The 19,713-nt window shown below is 69.0% G+C and carries 19 protein-coding genes and 2 tRNA genes; 14 read left to right on the forward strand and 7 right to left on the reverse strand.

Annotation, left to right across the window (positions count from 1 at the left end; translation table 11 throughout):
- The 3 genes from BM070_RS18385 to hrcA form a co-directional block, all read right to left on the reverse strand.
- On the reverse strand, positions 1–371 hold a 371-nt coding region (locus tag BM070_RS18385; RefSeq protein ID WP_217648956.1), incomplete at its 3' end, for a glycoside hydrolase family 16 protein.
- Positions 372–599: 228 nt separating this feature from the next.
- Positions 600–676: transfer RNA gene (locus BM070_RS18390), tRNA-Ile, on the reverse strand.
- Between the two features lie 57 nt (positions 677–733).
- On the reverse strand, positions 734–1,738 hold the full coding sequence (hrcA, locus tag BM070_RS18395; protein ID WP_092940800.1) for a heat-inducible transcriptional repressor HrcA: 1,005 nt from the start codon (positions 1,736–1,738) through the stop codon (positions 734–736).
- A 28-nt stretch (positions 1,739–1,766) separates the two neighbouring features.
- On the opposite strand from hrcA, the gene BM070_RS18400 reads away from it, so the two are divergent.
- Genes BM070_RS18400 through rapZ form a run of 3 tightly spaced genes read left to right on the forward strand, consistent with a single transcriptional unit; the run spans position 1,767 to position 5,210 of the window.
- Positions 1,767–2,663, forward strand: coding sequence for an NAD kinase (locus BM070_RS18400; protein WP_092940801.1), 897 nt, complete (start codon positions 1,767–1,769; stop codon positions 2,661–2,663).
- A 2-nt stretch (positions 2,664–2,665) separates the two neighbouring features.
- Positions 2,666–4,336 carry a DNA repair protein RecN gene (recN, locus tag BM070_RS18405; protein ID WP_092940802.1) on the forward strand — a complete coding sequence of 557 codons (1,671 nt, stop codon included), beginning with the start codon at positions 2,666–2,668 and terminating at the stop codon, positions 4,334–4,336.
- A gap of 10 nt (positions 4,337–4,346) precedes the next feature.
- Complete coding sequence (gene rapZ, locus BM070_RS18410) at positions 4,347–5,210, forward strand: RNase adapter RapZ (RefSeq protein ID WP_092940803.1); 864 nt, start codon at positions 4,347–4,349, stop codon at positions 5,208–5,210.
- Between the two features lie 165 nt (positions 5,211–5,375).
- Here rapZ and mutY read toward each other — a convergent pair whose 3' ends face one another.
- The 3 genes from mutY to mutM form a co-directional block, all read right to left on the reverse strand.
- Entirely contained in the window at positions 5,376–6,452 is a 1,077-nt protein-coding gene (mutY, locus tag BM070_RS18415) for an A/G-specific adenine glycosylase (protein WP_092940804.1), read from the reverse strand.
- Entirely contained in the window at positions 6,449–8,449 is a 2,001-nt protein-coding gene (locus BM070_RS18420; RefSeq protein ID WP_092940805.1) for a dynamin family protein, read from the reverse strand. The genes mutY and BM070_RS18420 overlap by 4 nt, the downstream gene beginning before the upstream one ends.
- A gap of 98 nt (positions 8,450–8,547) precedes the next feature.
- Entirely contained in the window at positions 8,548–9,366 is an 819-nt protein-coding gene (mutM, locus tag BM070_RS18425; RefSeq protein ID WP_092940806.1) for a bifunctional DNA-formamidopyrimidine glycosylase/DNA-(apurinic or apyrimidinic site) lyase, read from the reverse strand.
- A gap of 29 nt (positions 9,367–9,395) precedes the next feature.
- On the opposite strand from mutM, the gene BM070_RS18430 reads away from it, so the two are divergent.
- The 7 genes from BM070_RS18430 (at position 9,396) to pth (ending at position 15,301) form a co-directional block, all read left to right on the forward strand.
- Complete coding sequence (locus BM070_RS18430) at positions 9,396–11,201, forward strand: tetratricopeptide repeat protein (protein ID WP_092940807.1); 1,806 nt, start codon at positions 9,396–9,398, stop codon at positions 11,199–11,201.
- Positions 11,198–11,704 carry a lipoprotein insertase outer membrane protein LolB gene (locus BM070_RS18435; protein WP_245785293.1) on the forward strand — a complete coding sequence of 169 codons (507 nt, stop codon included), beginning with the start codon at positions 11,198–11,200 and terminating at the stop codon, positions 11,702–11,704. Before BM070_RS18430 ends, BM070_RS18435 begins: the two co-directional genes overlap by 4 nt.
- Positions 11,705–11,714: 10 nt before the next feature.
- Positions 11,715–12,578: a 4-(cytidine 5'-diphospho)-2-C-methyl-D-erythritol kinase gene (gene ispE / locus BM070_RS18440; protein ID WP_092940808.1), complete on the forward strand. Its 864-nt coding sequence runs from the start codon at positions 11,715–11,717 to the stop codon at positions 12,576–12,578.
- Between the two features lie 24 nt (positions 12,579–12,602).
- Positions 12,603–12,679 (forward strand) — tRNA-Gln (locus BM070_RS18445).
- Between the two features lie 47 nt (positions 12,680–12,726).
- Positions 12,727–13,686 carry a ribose-phosphate pyrophosphokinase gene (locus BM070_RS18450; RefSeq protein ID WP_092940809.1) on the forward strand — a complete coding sequence of 320 codons (960 nt, stop codon included), beginning with the start codon at positions 12,727–12,729 and terminating at the stop codon, positions 13,684–13,686.
- A gap of 169 nt (positions 13,687–13,855) precedes the next feature.
- Positions 13,856–14,491 (forward strand): 50S ribosomal protein L25/general stress protein Ctc, encoded by a 636-nt coding sequence (locus BM070_RS18455; protein WP_092940810.1) that lies wholly within the window; start codon positions 13,856–13,858, stop codon positions 14,489–14,491.
- A gap of 141 nt (positions 14,492–14,632) precedes the next feature.
- Positions 14,633–15,301, forward strand: a complete 669-nt coding sequence (gene pth / locus BM070_RS18460) for an aminoacyl-tRNA hydrolase (protein WP_092940811.1) — start codon at positions 14,633–14,635, stop codon at positions 15,299–15,301.
- Positions 15,302–15,380: 79 nt separating this feature from the next.
- Here pth and BM070_RS18465 read toward each other — a convergent pair whose 3' ends face one another.
- Entirely contained in the window at positions 15,381–15,638 is a 258-nt protein-coding gene (locus BM070_RS18465) for a YfhL family 4Fe-4S dicluster ferredoxin (protein WP_092940812.1), read from the reverse strand.
- Between the two features lie 224 nt (positions 15,639–15,862).
- On the opposite strand from BM070_RS18465, the gene BM070_RS18470 reads away from it, so the two are divergent.
- Genes BM070_RS18470 through BM070_RS18485 form a run of 4 tightly spaced genes read left to right on the forward strand, consistent with a single transcriptional unit; the run spans position 15,863 to position 19,660 of the window.
- On the forward strand, positions 15,863–16,825 hold the full coding sequence (locus tag BM070_RS18470; RefSeq protein WP_092940813.1) for an ABC transporter permease: 963 nt from the start codon (positions 15,863–15,865) through the stop codon (positions 16,823–16,825).
- Positions 16,822–17,664 (forward strand): ABC transporter permease, encoded by an 843-nt coding sequence (locus tag BM070_RS18475; RefSeq protein WP_092940814.1) that lies wholly within the window; start codon positions 16,822–16,824, stop codon positions 17,662–17,664. Before BM070_RS18470 ends, BM070_RS18475 begins: the two co-directional genes overlap by 4 nt.
- A 20-nt stretch (positions 17,665–17,684) precedes the next feature.
- Complete coding sequence (locus BM070_RS18480) at positions 17,685–18,719, forward strand: ABC transporter ATP-binding protein (protein ID WP_092940815.1); 1,035 nt, start codon at positions 17,685–17,687, stop codon at positions 18,717–18,719.
- Positions 18,716–19,660, forward strand: a complete 945-nt coding sequence (locus tag BM070_RS18485) for an ATP-binding cassette domain-containing protein (protein WP_092940816.1) — start codon at positions 18,716–18,718, stop codon at positions 19,658–19,660. Before BM070_RS18480 ends, BM070_RS18485 begins: the two co-directional genes overlap by 4 nt.
- Positions 19,661–19,713 lie beyond the last annotated feature (53 nt).

Here is a 19,713-nt window from a genome sequence, read left to right on the forward strand (position 1 = left end):
TTGCATCCCATCCCGCCGACGTAGCTGCGCGACCCCTGGGAGATCGTAAACACGTTCTTAAAGCGAATGCGGGCCTCGAAATAGCCGAAGCGCGGCTGGTAGCGGCCGCTGGTGGTGAGGAAGCCGGTGTAATGCACACCGTTGGCGGTATAGGTGCTGATGCGCAGATTGCCGCCGCCCACGGCGATCGCGGCCGGCGTCAGCCTGGCGCTGTCGCGCAGCTTGTCGTAGGCCAGCCATTTGCGGGCATCGAGCGCCGGCGCCTTGAAATCGTCCTGCCAGACCAGTTGGTAGCCGGCCGGCGGCGCTGCGACGGCAGCCATGGTGGAGAACAGCGCACCCGCTGCGAACAGACCTGCACGGAGCATCATCCGCCCCTCCTTCCTGTATTCAGTCAGCCACGCACATCCTGCTGCGCCGGACGCTTGGAACGGGCGCAGAGGCCGGAGTTTCGCCCCCTCGAAGGAGGGAGGACTCAAGGTGCGACCAGAGGAGATACGGGGGATGAAGGAGATGGGAAGGTCGATGGCCTGCAGGCTTCGCAGCAGGCATCCGATGGGCCCGGCTCCAGCGCCCGCTCGCATGGAGCCCGAAAGAAATGGTAGGGCGTGGCGGACTTGAACCGACGACCAAGGGATTATGAGTCCCCTGCTCTAACCAACTGAGCTAACGCCCCATGCGCCAGCACCGCAGTCGGCCAGACACGCACGGATTGTATGTGTTTACTCCGCGCTTATTTACGGTGGCTGAGCGCGTTCGTCACCAGGCGCGACGTGATGTCCACGATCTGGATCATCTTGTCGTAGGCCATGCGGGTCGGGCCGATCACGCCCAGCGTGCCGACGATCTGGCCGTCCACCTCGTAGGGGGCGCTGACGACGGACAGCTCCTCGAACGGAACGACATGGCTTTCGCCGCCGATGAAGATGCGCACGCCCTCGGCCTTGCTGGAGATGTCCAGCAGCCGCAGGATCTGCGTCTTCTGTTCGAAGAGATCGAAGGCCCGGCGCAGGTGGCCCATGTCGCTGGAGAAATCGCTCACGGCCAGCAGGTTGCGCTCGCCGGAGAAGACCACCTCGTCCTGCGATTCGGTCAGCGCCTCGGTCCCGGCATTGACCGCCGCCTGCATCAGCTCGGCGATCTCGCCGCGCAGCTGATCGACCTCGGTCTTGAGCCGCTCGCGCACCTGCTCCATCGTGAGCCCGGTGTAGTGGGCGTTGAGGAAGTTGGCGGCCTCCACCAACTGCGACTGCGAATAGTCGGCGTCGGTGAAGATGACGCGGTTCTGCACGTCGCCGTCGGGCGAGACGATGATGACCAGGAAGCGCCGCTCGGAAAGCCGAAGGAATTCGATGTGACGGAACACCGATGCCCGCCGGGGCGCCATGACCACACCGACGAACTGCGACAGGCTGGAGAGCAGGTTGGCCGCGTTGGCGATGACCTTCTGCGGCTGCTCGGGCACCAGTTCGGGCGCCATCAGCTGACCGCGCTGCACAGTGAGCATGGTGTCCACGAAGAGGCGGTAGCCCTTGGCGGTCGGGATGCGGCCGGCCGAGGTGTGCGGGCTGGCGATCAGCCCCAGCTCTTCCAGGTCGGCCATGACGTTGCGGATCGTCGCCGGAGACAGTTCCAGCCCCGAAGCCCGCGACAAGGTGCGCGAGCCCACGGGTTGGCCGTCGGCGATGTACCGCTCCACCAGCGCTTTCAGCAACAACTTGGCACGATCATCGAGCATTGACTCATTTTAATGATGTAATTTCTGCATGAAGTCTTCTTTCCGGCGCGTGGCGCTCATCGGCAAGTACCAGAGCCCCAGTGCAGCGGCGGCATCCAACGACTCCCTGCAGGTGTTGGAGCGCATCGCCCGGTTCCTGTGGGACCGGGACTGCGAAGTGCTGCTGGAGGCGGAGACCGCCGCGAACACGGGGCTCGAGGGCTATACGGTGCTGGATGTGGACGGGATCGGCCGCCAGTGCGACCTGGGCCTGGTGGTGGGCGGCGACGGCACCATGCTGGGCGTGGGCCGCAGGCTGGCCAGCTACGGCACGCCGCTGATCGGCATCAACCAGGGCCGGCTGGGCTTCATCACCGATATTCCGCTCGAAGGCTTCGAGGCGACGCTCACCCCGATGCTGGAGGGCGATTACGAAGAAGACACGCGCCCGCTGATGCATGCCCGCGTGATGCGCGGTGGCGAATGCGTGTTCGAGGCCCTGGCTCTGAACGACGTGGTGGTCAACCGCGGCTCGACCTCGGGCATGGTGGAGCTGCGCGTGGAGGTGGACGGGCACTTTGTTGCCAACCAGCGCGCGGACGGGCTCATCATCGCCTCGCCCACCGGCTCCACGGCGTATTCGCTGTCGGCCGGCGGGCCGATGCTGCACCCCTCCATTCCGGGCTGGGTGCTGGTGCCCATCGCGCCGCATACGCTGTCCAACCGGCCGATCGTTCTGTCCGATACGACCGAGGTGGCGGTGGAAGTCGTGGGCGGCCGCGATATCAGCGCCAACTTCGACATGCAGTCGCTCGCCTCGCTGCTGCACGGCGACCGCATCCTGGTGCGCCGGTCGCAGCACCGCGTGCGCTTCCTGCATCCCCGCGGATGGAATTACTTTGCGACCCTGCGTAAGAAGCTGCGCTGGAACGAAGGGGGCTCCTGAGCATGGCACTCAAGCGGATCGCGCTGCGCGATTTCGTCATCGTCGAAAGCCTGGAACTGGACCTGCAGACCGGCTTCACGGTGCTGACCGGCGAGACCGGCGCCGGCAAGTCCATCCTGATCGATGCGCTGCAGCTGCTGCTGGGCGGCCGTGCCGACACCGGCGTGATCCGCGAAGGCGCGGAGCGCACCGACATGGCCGCCGAATTCGATGCCCCGGCCACGCTGGAGCCCTGGCTCGACGAGGCCGGCATTCCGGGCGACGACAGCCTGCTGCTGCGCCGCACCATCGACCTGCAGGGCCGCAGCCGGGCCTGGATCAACGGCGTGCCCGTCACCGCCACGCAGATGCGGGCCGCGGGCGGGCATCTGCTGGACATCCACGGCCAGCACGCCTGGCAGAGCCTGACCCGGCAGGACGCCGTGCGCGGCCTGCTCGATGCCTACGCGGGCGCCCAGCCTGGGCCGCTCGCTGCGCTCTGGGCCACCTGGCGGGATGCGCGCAAGGCCCTCGCCCAGGCCCGCAGCGCGCAGGACACGCTGCAGCAGGAGCGCGAGCGCCTGCAGTGGCAGATCGGCGAAGTGGGCAAGCTGGCCCCGGGCCACGACGAATGGGATGAGCTGAACGCGCAGCACACGCGCCTGTCGAACGCGCAGGCCCTGCTGGACAGCGCACAGGGCGCCCTGTCGGCGCTGGAAGAAGAGGATAGCGGCGCGCTCTCGCGGCTGTCACAGGCCCAGCATCTGCTGCAGGACTATGAGCAGATGGACGAGGCGTTCCGGTCGATGAACGAGGTGCTCACCTCGTGCCTGGCGCAGGCCAGCGACGTGGCGCATTCGCTGCAGAGCTACCTGCGCCATACCGAACTGGACCCCGATCGCCTGCAGGAACTCGATGCGCGCCTGTCGCAATGGATGTCGCTCGCGCGGCGCTACAAGCGCACGCCGGCCGAGCTGCCCGCCCTGCTGCAGGGCTGGACGGACGATCTGAAGCGGCTCGACGACGCCGCCGACCTGGCCGCGCTGGAAGCGGCCGAGCAGGCCGCCGCCGGCGCCTATGCCAAGGCGGCCCGCACGCTGTCGCAGCGCCGCGCCAAGGCCGCGCCCAAGCTGGCGCAGGCCATCACCCAAGCCATGCAGGGCCTGGGCATGACGGGCGGCCGCTTCGAGGTGGCGGTGGAGCCCGCGCCCGAACCCGGCCCGCACGGCACCGACGCCATCAGCTTCCTGGTCAGCAGCCACCCGGGCATGACGCCCAAGCCCATCGGCAAGGTGGCCTCGGGCGGCGAGCTTTCGCGCATCTCGCTGGCCATTTCAGTCACCACCAGCGAACTGGGCGAGGCGCCGACGCTGATCTTCGACGAGGTGGATTCCGGCGTGGGCGGCGCCGTGGCCGAGACGGTGGGCCGGCTGATGCAGCAGCTCGGCCGCGACCGGCAGGTGCTGGCCGTGACCCATCTGCCGCAGGTGGCCGCCTGCGCCGATCATCATCTGGTGGTGGCCAAGCACAAGCGCGCGGGCAACACCACCAGCTCCGTCCAGCCGGCAGCCGAAGACGCCCGCGTGAAGGAGTTGGCGCGTATGCTGGGCGGCGAGCGCCTGTCGGCCACCACGCTGGCGCACGCGCGTGAAATGCTGGACGGCGCGCAGCAGCCCCCCGCAGCAAGGCATTGACGGACGCACCATGGCACTCGACATCGTTTTCATCACCGGCATGTCCGGCTCCGGCAAGTCCGTCGCGCTGCATGCGCTGGAAGACGCAGGCTACTACTGCGTGGACAACCTGCCCCCCGAACTGCTGGCCGCCTTCGTCGCGCTGGAGCATGCGCACCACGGCCACCGCCTGGCCATCGCCATGGACGTGCGCAGCATGACCGCCCTGCCCCAGGTGCCCGAGCAGCTCGATCGCCTGCGCGTGCAAGGCACGCGGGTGCAGGCGCTGTTCCTCGACTCCACGACCGACACCCTGGTGCGGCGCTTTTCCGAAACGCGCCGCCGCCACCCGCTGTCGAAGGACGACCTGCACGAAGGCCAGCGCGGGCTGGTGCAGACCATCGAGCTGGAGCGCGAGCTGCTGGCCGAGCTGCGCGAGCACTCGCACGTCATCGACACCAGCGCCATACGCGCCTCGCAGCTGCAAAGCTACGTCAAGAGCCTGATGAGCACGCCGCCGGGGCAGCTGACCCTGGTGTTCCAGTCGTTCGCCTTCAAGCGCGGCGTGCCGGTGGATGCCGACTACGTCTTCGACGTGCGCATGCTGCCCAACCCGCACTACGAGCCCCCGCTGCGCGATCTGACGGGCAAGGACCAGCCCGTGATCGACTATCTGCAGCAGCAGCCCGAGGTGGAGGCCATGCGCACGCACATCGGCGGCTTCCTGCAGCACTGGCTGCCGGCGCTGGCGCAGAACCACCGCAGCTACGTGACGGTGGCCGTGGGCTGTACGGGCGGGCAGCACCGCTCGGTCTATCTGGTGGAGACGCTGGCCCGGCAGTTCAGCCAGGACTGGACGACGCTGCGCCGGCATCGCGAGCTGGACGGGCGCTGAGCGCCAGCCTACACAAAAGCTATCAAAACCATAGCTGATAGCGCATAGAGAGCAAGGGCTCCAGGCATATTTCGCCATGAATCGGATGGCGGATGGCGCAGACCTGCCCCCGCGCTCCAGACCTGACATCCGCCCCACTGACCGCGCGCCAGGGCGACACGGCCATCAAGCCAGCGGCAAGGCCTCCAGCATCTTGCGGATGGGCGCAGGCAGGCCCAGCGCCTGCCACTGCGCGCGGTCGAACCAGCCGCTGCCCGAGCCCTCACCCTCGCCCGCCATCCGGCCGCTCACCTCCTCCTGCGCCACCAGCACCGGGTGCAGATGCAGGTCGCGGTGCGTGAGCACATGCAGCGATGCGGGCAGGTCGTGCAGGGCGCCGTCATCGCCGTCACCTGCGCCCACGGCGCCGGAGAGCGCCGCACGGTCCTCGAATGCCGGCGGGCAGTAGAGCCCCGCCCAGATGCCCGCCTGCGGGCGCCGCTCCAGCCAGAGCCGGCCGCCCGCATCGCGCAGCAGCAGCAGCCACCAGGCCTGGGAGCTGCGGTTCAGCTTGCGGGTACGCACCGGGTAGTCCTCGGGGTTGCCTTCGGCGCGCGCCACGCAGGCCGCGTTCAATGGGCAGACGATGCAGGCCGGCTTGCGCGGCGAGCAGATGCTGGCGCCCAGGTCCATCAGGCCCTGCGTGTAGCGCGGCATGCTGGTGGCCAGGTCCTGCGTGGGCAGCAGCGCCTCGGCCTGCGCCCAGAGCTGGCGCTCGTTCTTCGCCACGGCCAGGTCGGCATCGAAGCCCAGCACGCGCGTGAGCACGCGCCGCACGTTGGCATCCAGGATGGGCGCCCGCACGCCGAAGCAGAACGATGCGATCGCGCCCGCCGTGGAGCGACCGATGCCCGGCAGCGCGGAGAGCTCTTCCACCGTGCGCGGAAAGGCGCCGCCGTGCCGCTCCATCACCTGCCTGGCGCAGGCGTGCAGGTTGCGCGCCCGGCTGTAGTAGCCCAGGCCCGCCCAGAGCGCGAGCACGTCGTCCTGCGGGGCCTCGGCCAGCGCCCGCACATCGGGAAAGCGCGCCAGGAAGCGTGCGTAGTAATCGAGCACGGTGGCGACCTGGGTCTGCTGCAGCATCACCTCGGACAGCCAGACGCGGTAGGGATCTCTCGTGTTCTGCCAGGGCAGATGGTTGCGGCCATGGCTGGCCTGCCACCGGACGACCAGGGTGGCGATGTCTTCGTTCTGAACGCTCATGCGGGAAGGGTTTCTGTGGGAGTGGCGCTGGCACCCGCCTCGGGCCGGGGCAGGTCCAGCAGCTGCTGCGTCAGGCTCTGCAGCCGGGCATGCATCTCGGTGAGCCGCTGTTCGGCCAGCTCGATCTCGGCGATGCGCTCGACCAGCCCGCTGGCGGCATGGCGGATGCGGTCCACCGCCTCGATGCGCCGCGCGAAGCTGCGCTTGCGCTCGCGCAGCTGGGCATCGAGCTGGGCCGTGGCCGACTTGCTCCACAGCTCCAGCTCGTTGGCTGCAGCCTCGAAAACGGCCCGCAGCCGCGTGCCCAGCGCCCGCACCAGGCGCTGCGTGAATTCCGGCTGCACCAGCCGCAAGGTGTTGCCCACGCCCAGGTATTGCAGGTGGCGGTCCTCGATCTGCTGGAGCTCCTGCACCAGGGGCGCGAGCGAGGGCGGCGTGGGCGCCTGTAGCGAGAAGCCGTATTCGGCATTGAGCTGGCGGAAGGTGCCGCCCAGCATGGCGTGGATCTCGCTGGCGGAGCCCTGGGCGCTGCCCAGCAGCTTGCGCAGGCGGCTGAAGGTGTCGATGTAGATCTTGCGTGCGCCCAGCTTGAGGCCGCGCGCCTGCAGGGCCTCTTCCAGCGCGGACATTTCCGTCTTCAGCGAACGCGCGCCCAGCTGCTGGAAGATGTCGCGCAGCAGGCGCAGATGCACGGCGCGCACGGCCTGGATGCGGGCGGCGCTGGCGTCGAACTCGCGCTGCTCCTGCTCGATGCGGCCGCGCATGTTGTCGATCACCTGGGCGTTCTTGCCGCGCAGGCTGCGCAGCTCCAGCATCTGCTCGTCCAGATCGCGCCGGCGGATGTGGATGGTGCGCTCGGCTTCGGCGCGCAACTGGGCCACGCCCGTAGCTACCGTCGCCCGCAGGATGGCCTGGCGGCGGCCCATGATGCCCTGGGCCAGCGCCTCTTCGAGCTGCGGCAGGCCGCTCATCGCGAGCAGGCCATGTTCGTGCCGCATCTTGGCCAGCAGCCCCTTCTGCGCCGACACCGGCAGCACCTGCGCGAGGGGCATGCCCAGCATCTCGGCGGCGCTGCGGCACTGGCGGTCCAGCTGCGCCTGCACCTGGGCGGGGGTGTTGATCGTGTCCCACAGGGTGTCGATCTTGTTGAGCACCACCAGCCGCGCGTCGGCGGCCTGGCCGGCAGGCGCCAGATGCTCGCGCCAGATGGCGAGGTCGGACTGGGTCACGCCCGTGTCGGCCCCCAGCATGAACAGCACGGCATGAGCCTGCGGAATGAGGTTGATGGTGAGCTCCGGCTCGGCGCCCACGGCGTTGAGCCCGGGCGTGTCCAGGATCACCAGCCCCTGCTTGAGCAGCGGATGGGGGATGTTGATGAGCGCATGCCGCCAGCGCGGCACCTCGACCAGGCCGGCTTCATCGGGCACGGGGTTGCCGCTGGCGGCAGTAGCGGCAGCGGCGGCATCGCCCTCCTGCGGCTCATCGCGCCAGAAGCCCAGGGCGCGGGCCTCTTCGACCGGCACGCGGCGCACTTCGGAAACCTTCTCGAAGGCATGGGCCAGCTGGTCGGCGTTGTCCACATCCAGCTCGATCTGCACCCACTGCTCGGCCCGCAGGCGCCAGTCGGCGAGGCTCTGCGGAGCCTGGCGGGTTTCGATGGGCAGAAGGCGCAGGCTGGGCGGGGTGGCCGGGTCGTAGGCCAGCTCGGTCGGGCACATGGTGGTGCGGCCCGCGCTGGCCGGCATGATGCGCCGCCCGTAGGACGCGAAGAAGATGGCGTTGATGAGCTCGGACTTGCCGCGCGAGAACTCCGCCACGAAGGCCACCATGACCTTGTCGCTGCGCACCTGCTCTTCCAGCCGGTGCAGGCGCTCCTGCACGGCGGCGTCCATCAGCTCGCACGAGCCCATCCACTCGGCCAGCTGGCGCAGCTGCTGCGCGAACGCGCGCCTCCAGGCACCGTGCTGGTCGAACTGTTCGTTGAAAGAAGGGCCCACGGTGCTCCCAGGATGGCGTGCGTCAACCAGCCCGAGCGGGCCGCAGAGATTTCAAAATATAGCATCGCGCCATGGCACGGGCCGCCCGTGCGCCGGCCTCAGGCACGCTGGCAGCGCGGGCAATAGAAGGTGCTGCGCTGGCCCTGCCGCAGCAGCTTGATGGGCGTTCCGCATACCCGGCAGGGCTGCAGCTCGCGCCCATAGACGTTGGCTTCCAGCTGGAAGTGGCCGGCATTGCCGTCGGCGCTGGAGAAGTCGCGCAAGGTGCTGCCGCCCCGCTCCACCGCGCGCGCCAGCACTTCGCGGATCGCCGCATGCAGGCGGCGCGCCCGCACCGGGCCGATGCTGCTGGCCCGCGCCGTGGGGCGGATGCCGGCAAGGAACAGCACCTCGGACGCATAGATGTTGCCCACGCCGACGACGATCTTGCCGCTGAGCAGCAGCAGCTTGACGGGCACCCGGCTGGCTCGCAGCCCCGCATGGAAGGCCTCGAACGTGAAGCCGTCGTCCAGCGGCTCGGGGCCCAGGTTCTGCAGCAGCTTATGCGCTACGGGGTCGGCCTCGTGCGCGGCCCAGACCACGGCGCCGAAGCGGCGCGGGTCATGCAGCCGCAGCGTGCCGCGATCGGTGACCATCTCGAAATGGTCATGCACGCCCGGCTCGGGCAGGTCGCCCGCGAAGCGCAGGCTGCCCGACATGCCCAGGTGCACCAGCAGCAGGCTGCCGTCGTCCAGATCGACCAGCAGGTACTTGCCCCGCCGGCGCACCCCCATGACCTGCCGGCCCGCCAGGCTGGCGGGATCGCGGCCCAGCGGCCAGCGCAGGGGTTTGCCCATCGCCACGGAGCGGATCTGCGCGCCGGCGATGCGGCCTTCGAAGCTGCGCCGGGTGACCTCGACTTCGGGCAACTCAGGCATCTGGGGACTCGTCTGAAAGTGGGAAAGGCATGGATTATTATGAGTCGATGATGCAATCACGTCGCTCCAGGGCCATTGCGCTGGCCTGCCTTCTGGCCACAGGTTCCGCCATGGCCGCCACGCAGCAACCCAAGCCCTCACAGGCCTCCCCCACGCTGCCCAAGGCCGCCACAGCGCAAGCCGCCCAGTCTTCGGACGACGAAGCGGCGGCCCTCAACGCCGAGCTGTTCTACGAAATCCTGGTCAGCGAGATGACCGCCAGCAGCGGCGACCCCGGCACGGCCTACGCGCTGATGCTGGAAGCCGCCCGCCGCAGCCGCGACGGCCAGCTCTACCGCCGCGCCACCGAGATCGCCCTGCAGGCACGCTCGGGCCAGTCCGCGCTGATCGCGGCCCAGGCCTGGAAGGAGGCGCTGCCGCAGTCGCGGGACGCCAACCGCTTCCTGCTGCAGATCCTCATCGCCCTCAACCGCATCGACGAGACCCCCGATCTGCTGCAGCAGGAACTGGCCGCCTCCACGCCGCGCACGCGCATCGCCACCATCCAGGCCCTGCCCCAGCTCTACGGCCGCGCTTCCGACAAGGCTCAGGCGACGGCCGTGGTCGAGAAGGCCCTGGCCAACGAACTCACCAACCCGGCCGTGGCACCGAGCGCCTGGATCACCATCGGGCGCATGCGGCTGGCCTCCGGCGACAAGGCGGGCGCGCTCGAAGCCGCCCGGCGCGCCAGCGAGCTGGAGCCCACCAACGACGGCGCGGCGCTCCTCGCGCTGCTGCTCACGGAATCCGGCGTGAAGGACGCCGAGGCCCTGCTCAAGCCTTACTTCGCCGGCACGCCGATCCCCGAGATCCGCATGACCTACGCCCGCGTCCTGCTCGAATCGCAGCGGTTCGCGGAAGCCCAGACGCAGCTGGAAGCCGTCACCCGCGAGCGGCCCGACATGGCCGAAGCCTGGCTGGTGGATGCATCCCTGAACCTGCAGGCCAACCGCCTGCCCCAGGCCGAGGCATCGCTGCAGAAGTTCCTGGCCCTGCTGGAGCCGCTGCCGCCCAGCGAGACGCGCGCCAACGCGCAGACCCAGGCCTACCTGCTGCTCTCGCAGGTGGCCGAAAAGCGCGGCGACTTCGCCCAGGCCGACGCCTGGCTGAACCGCATCGACAACCCCGCCGCCCTCATCAGCGCGCAAAGCCGCCGCGCATCCCTGCTGGCCAGGCAGGGCAAGATCACGGAAGCGCGGGCCATCCTGCGCGCCCTGCCGGCCAAGACGGCGGACGAGGAAAAGCAGAAGCTGCTGGCCGAGGTGCAGCTGCTGCGCGAAGTGCAGCAATACGACGCCGCCTACGAAGTGCAGAGCCAGGCCGTGGCCCGCTACCCCGACGACATCGACCTGGCCTACGAACAGGCCATGCTGGCCGAGCGCCTGGGCAAGCTCGATGTGATGGAGCGACAGCTGCGCGCCATCATCGCGCGCCAGCCCGGCTACCAGCATGCCTACAACGCGCTGGGCTATTCCTTCGCCGAACGCGGCGTGAAGCTGCAGGAGGCCCGGGAGCTGATCGCCAAGGCGCTGCAGCTGGCCCCCGGCGACCCGTTCATCACCGACAGCCTGGGCTGGGTGGAATTCAAGCTCGGCCACCGCGAGGAAGCCGCGCGCCTGCTGCAGGAGGCCTTCAAGGCCCAGCCCGATGCCGAGATCGGCGCCCACCTGGGCGAAGTGCTCTGGAGCATGGGCCAGCAGGACCAGGCCAAGGCCGTGTGGCGCCAGGGCCAGCAGCTCAACCCCGACAACGGCACGCTCAAGGACACGCTCAAGCGCCTGGGAGTGAGCCTGTGAGCCTGCTCAGCCGCCGCCGGGGCCTGCTGGCCTCGCTGGCGCTGTGCGGCCTCCTGGCCGCCTGCGCCCAGCCCCCCGCCCCTGCGCCCAGCACCGATCCGGCCAACGGCGCCTGGAGCGGCCGGCTGTCGCTGCTGGTCGATGACCCCTCCGCCCAATCCTTCAACGCCGGGTTCGAACTGACGGGCCGGCCGGAGCGGGGGCAGCTCACCATCCTCAACCCGCTGGGCAACGTCATGGCCCGGCTCGAATGGTCCCCCGGCCATGCCGTGCTGATGGACGGGCAGAAGCGCACGGAATCCGACTCGCTCGCACAGCTGGTGAAAACGCTCACCGGCAGCGCCCTGCCCGTGTCGGCGCTCTTCAGCTGGCTGCGCGGCGATGCCGTGCAGACGCCGGGCTGGCAGGTGGACCTGAGCGCCCTGCAGGAGCACGGCAGGCTGGTGGCGCAGCGCTTCTCGCCCATGCCGCAAGCCACGCTGCGCGTGATCCTGAGCCGCTGAAGAACCACGAATGCAATCGCTGTACGACGTGCCGGCTCCGGCCAAGCTCAACCTCTTTCTCCACATCACCGGCCGGCGGGCCGACGGCTACCACCTGCTGCAGTCGGTGTTCATGCTGATCGACTGGTGCGACACGCTGCATTTCGACCTGCGCGCCGACGGCCGGATCACCCGCGAGGACCTGTCGGTGGCGCTGCCGCCCGACGATCTCACGCTGCGTGCCGCCCAGGCCCTGCAGGCGGCCACGGGCTGCAGCCTGGGCGCGCACATCGGCGTGCACAAGCGCATTCCCGCGCAGGCCGGCATGGGCGGCGGCTCATCGGATGCGGCCACGGCCCTGCTGGCGCTCAACCGGCTCTGGAAGCTGAACCTGCCGCGCCACCAGCTCGAAGCCATCGGCCTGCGCCTGGGCGCCGACGTTCCATTTTTTTTACGCGGCAGGAACGCTTGGGTGGAAGGAATTGGTGACATAATTCGGCCTCTCGAATTGATGCACGAATTGCCGCGAAGCCGCTTCGCGGTGGTCAAGCCAGAAGCCGGGTTGGATACGAAATCGATTTTTTCAAGTCCTTTCCTCAAACGCGATTCTGCATGTGCTACAATTCAAGGCTTTGCTGCAGCACACTACCAATTTGGCAGAAACGACTTGCAGCCAGTCGCTCAGGCGCTGTGCCCCGAGATCGAAAAAGCCCTTCAGTGGCTGAATTCGCAAGGGCTACAGGCTAGAATGACGGGCTCTGGAAGTGCAGTGTTTGCAGCGATGCAACATGCGATCGATTTGAAGGATGCGCCCAGCACCTGGCAAGTCAGAGCATGTGAAAATCTGACGATCCATCCTCTCGAAGGGTGGTCAGCAGATGACAGTTTCGGTTGATTGCCCGCGGCAATCGACCTGTGTAGGGGAGTCGCCAAGTTGGTTAAGGCACCGGATTTTGATTCCGGCATGCGAAGGTTCGAATCCTTCTTCCCCTGCCAAATTCTTATCTCACACCGACGTTTTCCTCTAGCCAGCTGGGTCGCTCATGCAAGCCAATCAACCTGATTTCATGGTTTTCACGGGCAATGCCAACCCGGGCATGGCGGCAGAGATCGCCAAGCACCTCGGCACCACGCTGGGCGCTGTCGATGTGGGTCGGTTCTCCGACGGCGAAGTCACCGTCGAGATCAAGCAGAACGTGCGTGCCCGCGACGTGTTCGTCGTGCAGTCCACTTGCGCGCCGACCAACGAAAACCTGATGGAACTGCTGATCATGGTCGATGCGCTCAAGCGCGCTTCGGCCGAACGCATCAGCGCCGTGATCCCCTATTTCGGCTACGCCCGCCAGGACCGCCGCCCGCGCTCCAGCCGCGTGCCGATCTCGGCCAAGGTGGTGGCGAACATGCTGCAAGCCGTGGGCGTGGCCCGCGTGCTGACCATGGACCTGCACGCCGACCAGATCCAGGGCTTCTTCGACATCCCGGTGGACAACATCTACGCCTCGCCCGTCCTGCTGGGCGACCTGCGCCAGAAGCAGTACGAAGACCTGATCGTGGTCTCGCCTGACGTCGGCGGCGTGGTGCGTGCCCGTGCGCTGGCCAAGCAGCTCAATTGCGACCTGGCCATCATCGACAAGCGCCGCCCCAAGGCCAACGTGTCTGAAGTCATGCACGTGATCGGCGAGATCGAAGGCCGCAACTGCGTGATCATGGACGACATGATCGACACCGCCGGCACGCTGGTGAAGGCCGCCGAAGTGCTCAAGGAGCGCGGCGCCAAGAAGGTGTACGCCTACTGCACGCATCCCATTTTCTCCGGTCCCGCCATCGAGCGCATCGCCAAGGGCGGCGCACTCGACGAAGTGGTCGTGACCAACACCATTCCTCTGAGCGACAACGCCAAAGGATGCGCCAAGATTCGCCAACTGTCCGTGGCACCGCTGATCGCCGAAACGATCCAGCGCATCGCCAAGGGCGAGTCGGTGATGAGTCTGTTCTCGGACTGAGAAGTCTCCTCTGATGCACAGCCACCCTGCCGGGGTGGCCAGCAACAAGCCAAGCCTCCTTCGGGAGGCTTGTGCGTTCGGGAACACAGCAGGCTGCGGCACCACGAAGGTGCTGCGGTCTTTTTCAACAGGGCCAGGCTGGTCGCGGCCGGCCCATCAGGAGCTAACTATGAACTTCGTCGCTTTTGAGCGCGCCAAGCAAGGTACGGGTGCGAGCCGCCGTCTGCGCAACACGGGCCGCACGCCCGGTATCGTCTATGGCGGTGCCGCCGAACCCCAACTGATCGAGATCGATCACAACGCCCTGTGGCACGCCCTGAAGAAGGAAGCGTTCCACTCCAGCGTGCTGGACATGGAAGTTGCCGGCACCACCAGCAAGGTTCTGCTGCGTGACGTGCAATACCACCCCTACAAGCAGATGATCCTGCACATCGACTTCCAACGCGTCGATGCCAAGACCCGCCTGCACGTGAAGGTGCCCCTGCACTACAGCGGCTCCGAAGAGTCCGACGCCGTGAAGGTGGACAAGTGCCTGGTCAACCCCGTCGTGAACGAACTCGACGTGACCTGCATGCCTTCCGAGCTGCCCGAGTTCATCGCCGTGGACCTGAGCACGCTGAAGAAGGGTGCCTCCCTGCACCTGAAGGACATCAAGCTGCCCCGCGGCCTGCGTCCCGTGATCCGCGGCGGCCAGAACAACCCCGTTCTGGTGTCCGTGACCAACCCCGTGGTGGAAGAAGAAGCTCCGGCAGCCGATGCAGCTCCCGCTGCCGACGCCGCCAAGGGCAAGGGCAAGAAGAAGTAATCCATCGCACTCGCGACAAGGCAAGCCTGGGCGGCCCTCCGCCCCGGCCCCTTCGCAGGCCGCCTCCGGGCTGGCCTGCCCCGAACGGCCCACCTTCGCGTGGGCCGTTTCTCTTGGTGCGCACGGATAATCCCGCAGATCATGATCAAACTGTTTGTCGGCCTGGGCAATCCCGGCCCCGAGTACGAAGCCACCCGCCACAACGCCGGCTTCTGGTGGATCGACGCGCTGGCGCGCGAATTGAAGGCCACGCTGGTGCCCGATCGCAGCTATTACGGCCTGGTCGCGCGGGTGAACGTGCAGGGCCAGAGCGTCTGGCTGCTGGAGCCGCAGACCTTCATGAACGTGTCGGGCAAGTCGGTGGCGGCGCTGGCGCGCTTCTTCAAGATCCAGCCCGAGGAGATCTTGGTCGCGCACGACGAGCTCGACATCGTCCCGGGCCAGGTCAAGCTCAAGCGCGGCGGCAGCCACGCCGGCCACAACGGCCTGCGCGACATCCACGCCCAGCTGGGTTCCGCCGACTACTGGCGCCTGCGCATCGGCGTGGGCCACCCGGGCGTGAAGGCCGAGGTGGTGAACTGGGTGCTTAAGAAGCCCTCGCCCGAGCACCGCAATCTGATCGAGGACAGCATCGTGCACTCGCTCAAGGCCTATCCGGCCATGCTCGCGGGCGACATGGAGAAAGCCACGCTGCAGGTCCACACCACCAAGCCGCCCCGGCCGAAGCCGCCGCGCCCGGCTGCTGCGGCGACTCCCGCCACCGGCAAGCCAGCGGAAGGAGCACCGGCTGGCCCGGCGGATGCGGCCTGAGGCGCCTCGCGCCCAGGCTTGCTACGTTTTCAATAGCTAAAGGCGCTTGATCTATAAGGGCTGAGGCGAAAAAGATCGCTCAGGCGCTGGCAGCCGCCTGCAGGCGCTGGAACTTCTGCCACAGCGTCTCGCGGCTTTCGGTGTGGTTCGGATCGACGGGAATGCAGGCCACCGGGCAGATCTGCACGCACTGGGGCTCGTCGAAGTGCCCCACGCACTCGGTGCATTTGGACGGCTCGATCTCGTAGATCTCCTCGCCCATGGAAATGGCGCCGTTCGGGCACTCGGGCTCGCAGACGTCGCAGTTGATGCACTCGGCCGTGATCATCAATGCCATGGCGTGCTCCCACAGAGGAGCCGCGCAGCGGCAGGAAGACGGTGGAATCGGCTGGCGAAGGACATGCCCCGATTATCCGCCCCGCCCGCATGCCCCTGGCCGCGGCACGACCATGCCCGCACGGCGTACCGGCCGGCGATCGGGCCGATGGTTTGCCGCTATGCTCCGCCCACCCCACCGCAAGCCCCACCTGCCCCCGTTCACCCCATCCCTTCGCCATCCGCATGGGCCTGTTCGTTCTTCGCCGCCTGCTGACCCTGGCCGCCACGCTGGCCGGCGCGTCCGCCCTCGTGTTCCTGGTGCTGGAGATCCTGCCCGGCAACGCGGCCCAGGTGCTGCTGGGCCCCGATGCGGCGCCCGAGGCGGTGGCGGCGCTCACGACCCAGCTGGGGCTGGACCAGCCCGCCTTGCAGCGCTACCTGCACTGGGTGGCAGGCATGCTCTCCGGCGACCTGGGTACGAGCTACGCCTACGGCACGCCGGTGGCCGAACTGGTCTGGGAGCGGCTGGCGCTGACCGTGCCGCTGGCCGTGATGGCGATGGCCATCGCCACCGTGCTGGCCGTGGCGGCAGGCGTCTATGCCGCGTCGCGCCACAACCGCTGGGGCGACGTGGGCGTGATGGGCCTGGCGCAGCTGGGCATCGCCATTCCCAATTTCTGGTTCGCCATCCTGCTGATCCTGCTCTTTTCGGTGAAGCTGCAGTGGTTCTCGGCCGGCGGCTTTCCGGGCTGGACGGAAGACGCCGGTGGCGGCGTGCTGCCCGCGCTGCAGGCGCTGCTGCTGCCGGCCATCGCGCTGGCGGTGGTGCAGGCGGCCATCCTGGCGCGCATCACGCGCTCGGCCGTGCTCGACGTGCTGCGCGAGGACTTCGTGCGCACCGCGCGCGCCAAGGGCCTTTCGCGCCGCGCCGCGCTCTGGGGCCACGTGCTGCGCAACGCGATGATTCCGGTTGTCACCGTGATGGGCCTGCAGTTCGCCAACCTGCTGGCCGGCACCATCGTGGTGGAGAACGTGTTCTACCTGCCCGGCCTGGGCCGGCTCATCTTCCAGTCGATCGCCAACCGCGACCTGATCGTGGTGCGCAACTGCGTGATGCTGCTGGCGGCCATGGTGGTAGTGGTGAATGCCGTGGTCGATCTGCTCTACGCCGTGATCGACCCGCGCGTGAAGGCGGGCGCGGCATGAGCGGGCCGCACCCGCGCTGGCGCGTGCTGCGCCACCCCAGCTTCGCGCTCGGCGCCGCGCTCACGGCCCTGCTGGCCGCAGCCGCCCTGCTGTCGCTCTTCTGGACGCCCGCCTCGCCCTACGCCATGGACCTGGCCGCCAAGCTGCAGCCACCCAGCGCGCAGCACTGGCTGGGCACCGACGCCTTCGGGCGCGACGTGGCCTCGCTGCTGCTGGTGGGCGCGCGCAGCTCGCTGCTGGTGGGCCTGGTGGCGGTGGGCATCGGCGCGGGCATCGGCGTGGCGCTGGGCCTGCTGGCGGCGGCGCGGCGCGGCTGGGTCGAAGAAGTGGTGATGCGGCTGGCGGACTTCACCTTCGCCTTCCCCGCCCTGCTCTCGGCCATCATGCTGGCGGCGGTGTTCGGCGCGGGCATGGTCAACGCCATCATCGCCATCGGACTCTTCTACATCCCGACCTTCGCGCGGGTCACGCGGGCATCGGCCAACGCCGTGTGGTCACGCGACTTCGTGCTCGCGGCGCGGGCCTGCGGCAAGGGCCGCTGGCGCATCACGCGCGAGCATGTGCTGCCCAACATCCTGCCGGTGCTGATCGTGCAGGCCACCATCCACTTCGCGCTGGCCATCCTGGCCGAGGCAGCGCTCTCGTACCTGGGCCTGGGCACGCAGCCGCCGCAGCCCTCGTGGGGCCGCATGCTCAGCGAGGCGCAGACGCTGATGTTCCAGGCGCCGCTGCTGGCCGTGTGGCCGGGCGCGGCCATCGCCCTGGCGGTGCTGGGCCTCAACCTGCTGGGCGACGGCCTGCGCGATGCGCTGGACCCGCGCCTGGCCCGGCAGCGCTGACCGTCCCTGCTTCACCCCACATGACGACCAAGCCACCCGCCACGCCCTCGCCGCTCCTGCAGGTCCAGGACCTGAGCGTGCGCCTGCCCACGTCGCGCGGCATGGCCACGGCCGTGCGGCAGATGGGCTTCACGCTGGCGCGCGGCGAGACGCTGGGCATCGTGGGCGAATCGGGCAGCGGCAAGTCGCTCACTGCACTGGCGCTGATGGGCCTGCTGCCCGAAGGCGCTGAAACGTCGGGCAGCCTGCGCTTCGATGGCCAGGAACTGCTCGGCCTGCCCGATGCCGCCCTGTGCCGGCTGCGCGGCCACCGCATCGGCATGGTGTTCCAGGAGCCGATGACGGCGCTCAACCCGGTCCACTCCATCGGCCGCCAGGTGGCCGAGCCGCTGCGCCTGCACCTGGGCCTGGGCGCCCGCGCCGCGCGCAGCGAAGCCATCGCGCTGCTGGAGCGCGTGGGCATCGCGCAGGCGGCCCAGCGCTTCGATGCCTATCCGCACCAGTTCTCGGGCGGGCAGCGCCAGCGCATCACCATCGCCATGGCGCTGGCCTGCGGGCCCGACCTGCTGATCGCCGACGAGCCCACCACGGCGCTGGACGTGACGCTGCAGCAGCAGATCCTGGACCTCGTCGCCGACCTGGTGGACGAGCGCGGCATGGCGCTGATCCTCATCTCGCACGACCTGGGCGTGATCTCGCAGAACGTGGACCGCATGCTGGTGATGTACGGCGGCAGCGTGGTGGAAAGCGGCGACACGGCCGCCGTGTTCGCCCGCCCCGCCCACCCCTACACGCGCGGCCTGCTCGCGGCCCGGCCGCAGCTGCGGCCCCTGGCCGGCCCCCGCGCCCGGCTGGCGACCATTCCCGGCACCGTGCCCGAGCTGGCCGACCTGCCCCCGGGCTGCCCCTTCGCCGGGCGCTGCGCCCTCACCGTGCCGGACTGCGATGCCGGACTGCCCGCCGCCCAGGCGGTGCCGCCGGACGCGAGCCACCGGGCACGCTGCATCCGGCTGGATGCGGTGGATGCGGCCATGCCGCAGGAGGCCGCCGCATGACGCAATTCGCTACCAATTCGATAGCTGATAGCCCAGGCGGATCAAGCGCTGCTGCCCCATTCGGCACTGAAACCGTCACAGAGGCCCCGCTGCTGCGCGTGACCGACCTGCAGCGCCGCTACGCCCTGCCCCGCACCCGCCTCTTCGGCCCCCGGCCGCAGCACATCGCGCTGGCGGGCGTGAGCTTGCAGATCGACGCCGGCCGCAGCCTGGGCGTGGTGGGCGAATCGGGCTCGGGCAAATCCACCCTGGCGCGGCTGGTGATGGCGCTGGACGTGCCCGATGCCGGCCGCGTCGAATGGCAGGGCCGCGACCTGCACCGCCTGCCCGCCGCCGAACTGCGCGCGGCGCGCGCGGGCTTCCAGATGGTGTTCCAGGACCCATACGGCTCGCTGGACCCGCGCCAGACCGTGGAGCGCATCGTGGCCGAACCGCTCGATGCCCTGCCCCTGCCCGGCCAGGCGCGCCCCCTGCCGCGCGCCGAGCAGCGCGAGCGCGTGCTGCAGGCGCTGGCCGACGTGGGCCTGCGCAGCGCCGATGCGGCCAAGTACCCGCACGAGTTCTCGGGCGGCCAGCGCCAGCGCATCGCCATCGCCCGGGCGCTGGTCACGCGGCCGCGCCTGATCGTGGCCGACGAGCCGGTCAGCGCGCTCGACGTGTCGGTGCAGGCCCAGGTGCTCAACCTGCTGCAGGACCTGCGCGAGCAGCACGGCATCGCCTACCTGCTCATCAGCCACGACCTGGCCGTGGTCAACCAGGTCTGCGACGAGGTGGTGGTGCTGCACCAGGGCCGCATCGTGGAGCGCGGCGCGCCGGCGCAGCTCTTCGCCGCGCCCCAGCACCCCTACACGCAGGCGCTGGTGGGCGCGGTGCCGCGCATCGCGCCCGGCGCGGCGCGGGCCCGCCGGGCCGGCGCGGTGCGCACGCAGCACCGCGTGTAGTACAAACAGTGGCTGTGCGGACGGGCGGCCACGGCCCCGCCGCATGCGCCCGC

This window comes from Paracidovorax wautersii (assembly GCF_900113035.1).
Lineage (GTDB): Bacteria > Pseudomonadota > Gammaproteobacteria > Burkholderiales > Burkholderiaceae_C > Paracidovorax > Paracidovorax wautersii.

Coding starts and splice junctions, on each gene's coding strand:
- hrcA (WP_092940800.1), bottom strand. CDS start 1,738: ATGCTCGATGATCGTGCCAAGTTGTTGCTGAAAGCGCTGGTGGAGCGG.
- BM070_RS18400 (WP_092940801.1), top strand. CDS start 1,767: ATGAAGTCTTCTTTCCGGCGCGTGGCGCTCATCGGCAAGTACCAGAGC.
- recN (WP_092940802.1), top strand. CDS start 2,666: ATGGCACTCAAGCGGATCGCGCTGCGCGATTTCGTCATCGTCGAAAGC.
- rapZ (WP_092940803.1), top strand. CDS start 4,347: ATGGCACTCGACATCGTTTTCATCACCGGCATGTCCGGCTCCGGCAAG.
- mutY (WP_092940804.1), bottom strand. CDS start 6,452: ATGAGCGTTCAGAACGAAGACATCGCCACCCTGGTCGTCCGGTGGCAG.
- mutM (WP_092940806.1), bottom strand. CDS start 9,366: ATGCCTGAGTTGCCCGAAGTCGAGGTCACCCGGCGCAGCTTCGAAGGC.
- BM070_RS18430 (WP_092940807.1), top strand. CDS start 9,396: ATGGATTATTATGAGTCGATGATGCAATCACGTCGCTCCAGGGCCATT.
- ispE (WP_092940808.1), top strand. CDS start 11,715: ATGCAATCGCTGTACGACGTGCCGGCTCCGGCCAAGCTCAACCTCTTT.
- BM070_RS18450 (WP_092940809.1), top strand. CDS start 12,727: ATGCAAGCCAATCAACCTGATTTCATGGTTTTCACGGGCAATGCCAAC.
- BM070_RS18455 (WP_092940810.1), top strand. CDS start 13,856: ATGAACTTCGTCGCTTTTGAGCGCGCCAAGCAAGGTACGGGTGCGAGC.
- pth (WP_092940811.1), top strand. CDS start 14,633: ATGATCAAACTGTTTGTCGGCCTGGGCAATCCCGGCCCCGAGTACGAA.
- BM070_RS18465 (WP_092940812.1), bottom strand. CDS start 15,638: ATGGCATTGATGATCACGGCCGAGTGCATCAACTGCGACGTCTGCGAG.
- BM070_RS18470 (WP_092940813.1), top strand. CDS start 15,863: ATGGGCCTGTTCGTTCTTCGCCGCCTGCTGACCCTGGCCGCCACGCTG.
- BM070_RS18475 (WP_092940814.1), top strand. CDS start 16,822: ATGAGCGGGCCGCACCCGCGCTGGCGCGTGCTGCGCCACCCCAGCTTC.
- BM070_RS18480 (WP_092940815.1), top strand. CDS start 17,685: ATGACGACCAAGCCACCCGCCACGCCCTCGCCGCTCCTGCAGGTCCAG.
- BM070_RS18485 (WP_092940816.1), top strand. CDS start 18,716: ATGACGCAATTCGCTACCAATTCGATAGCTGATAGCCCAGGCGGATCA.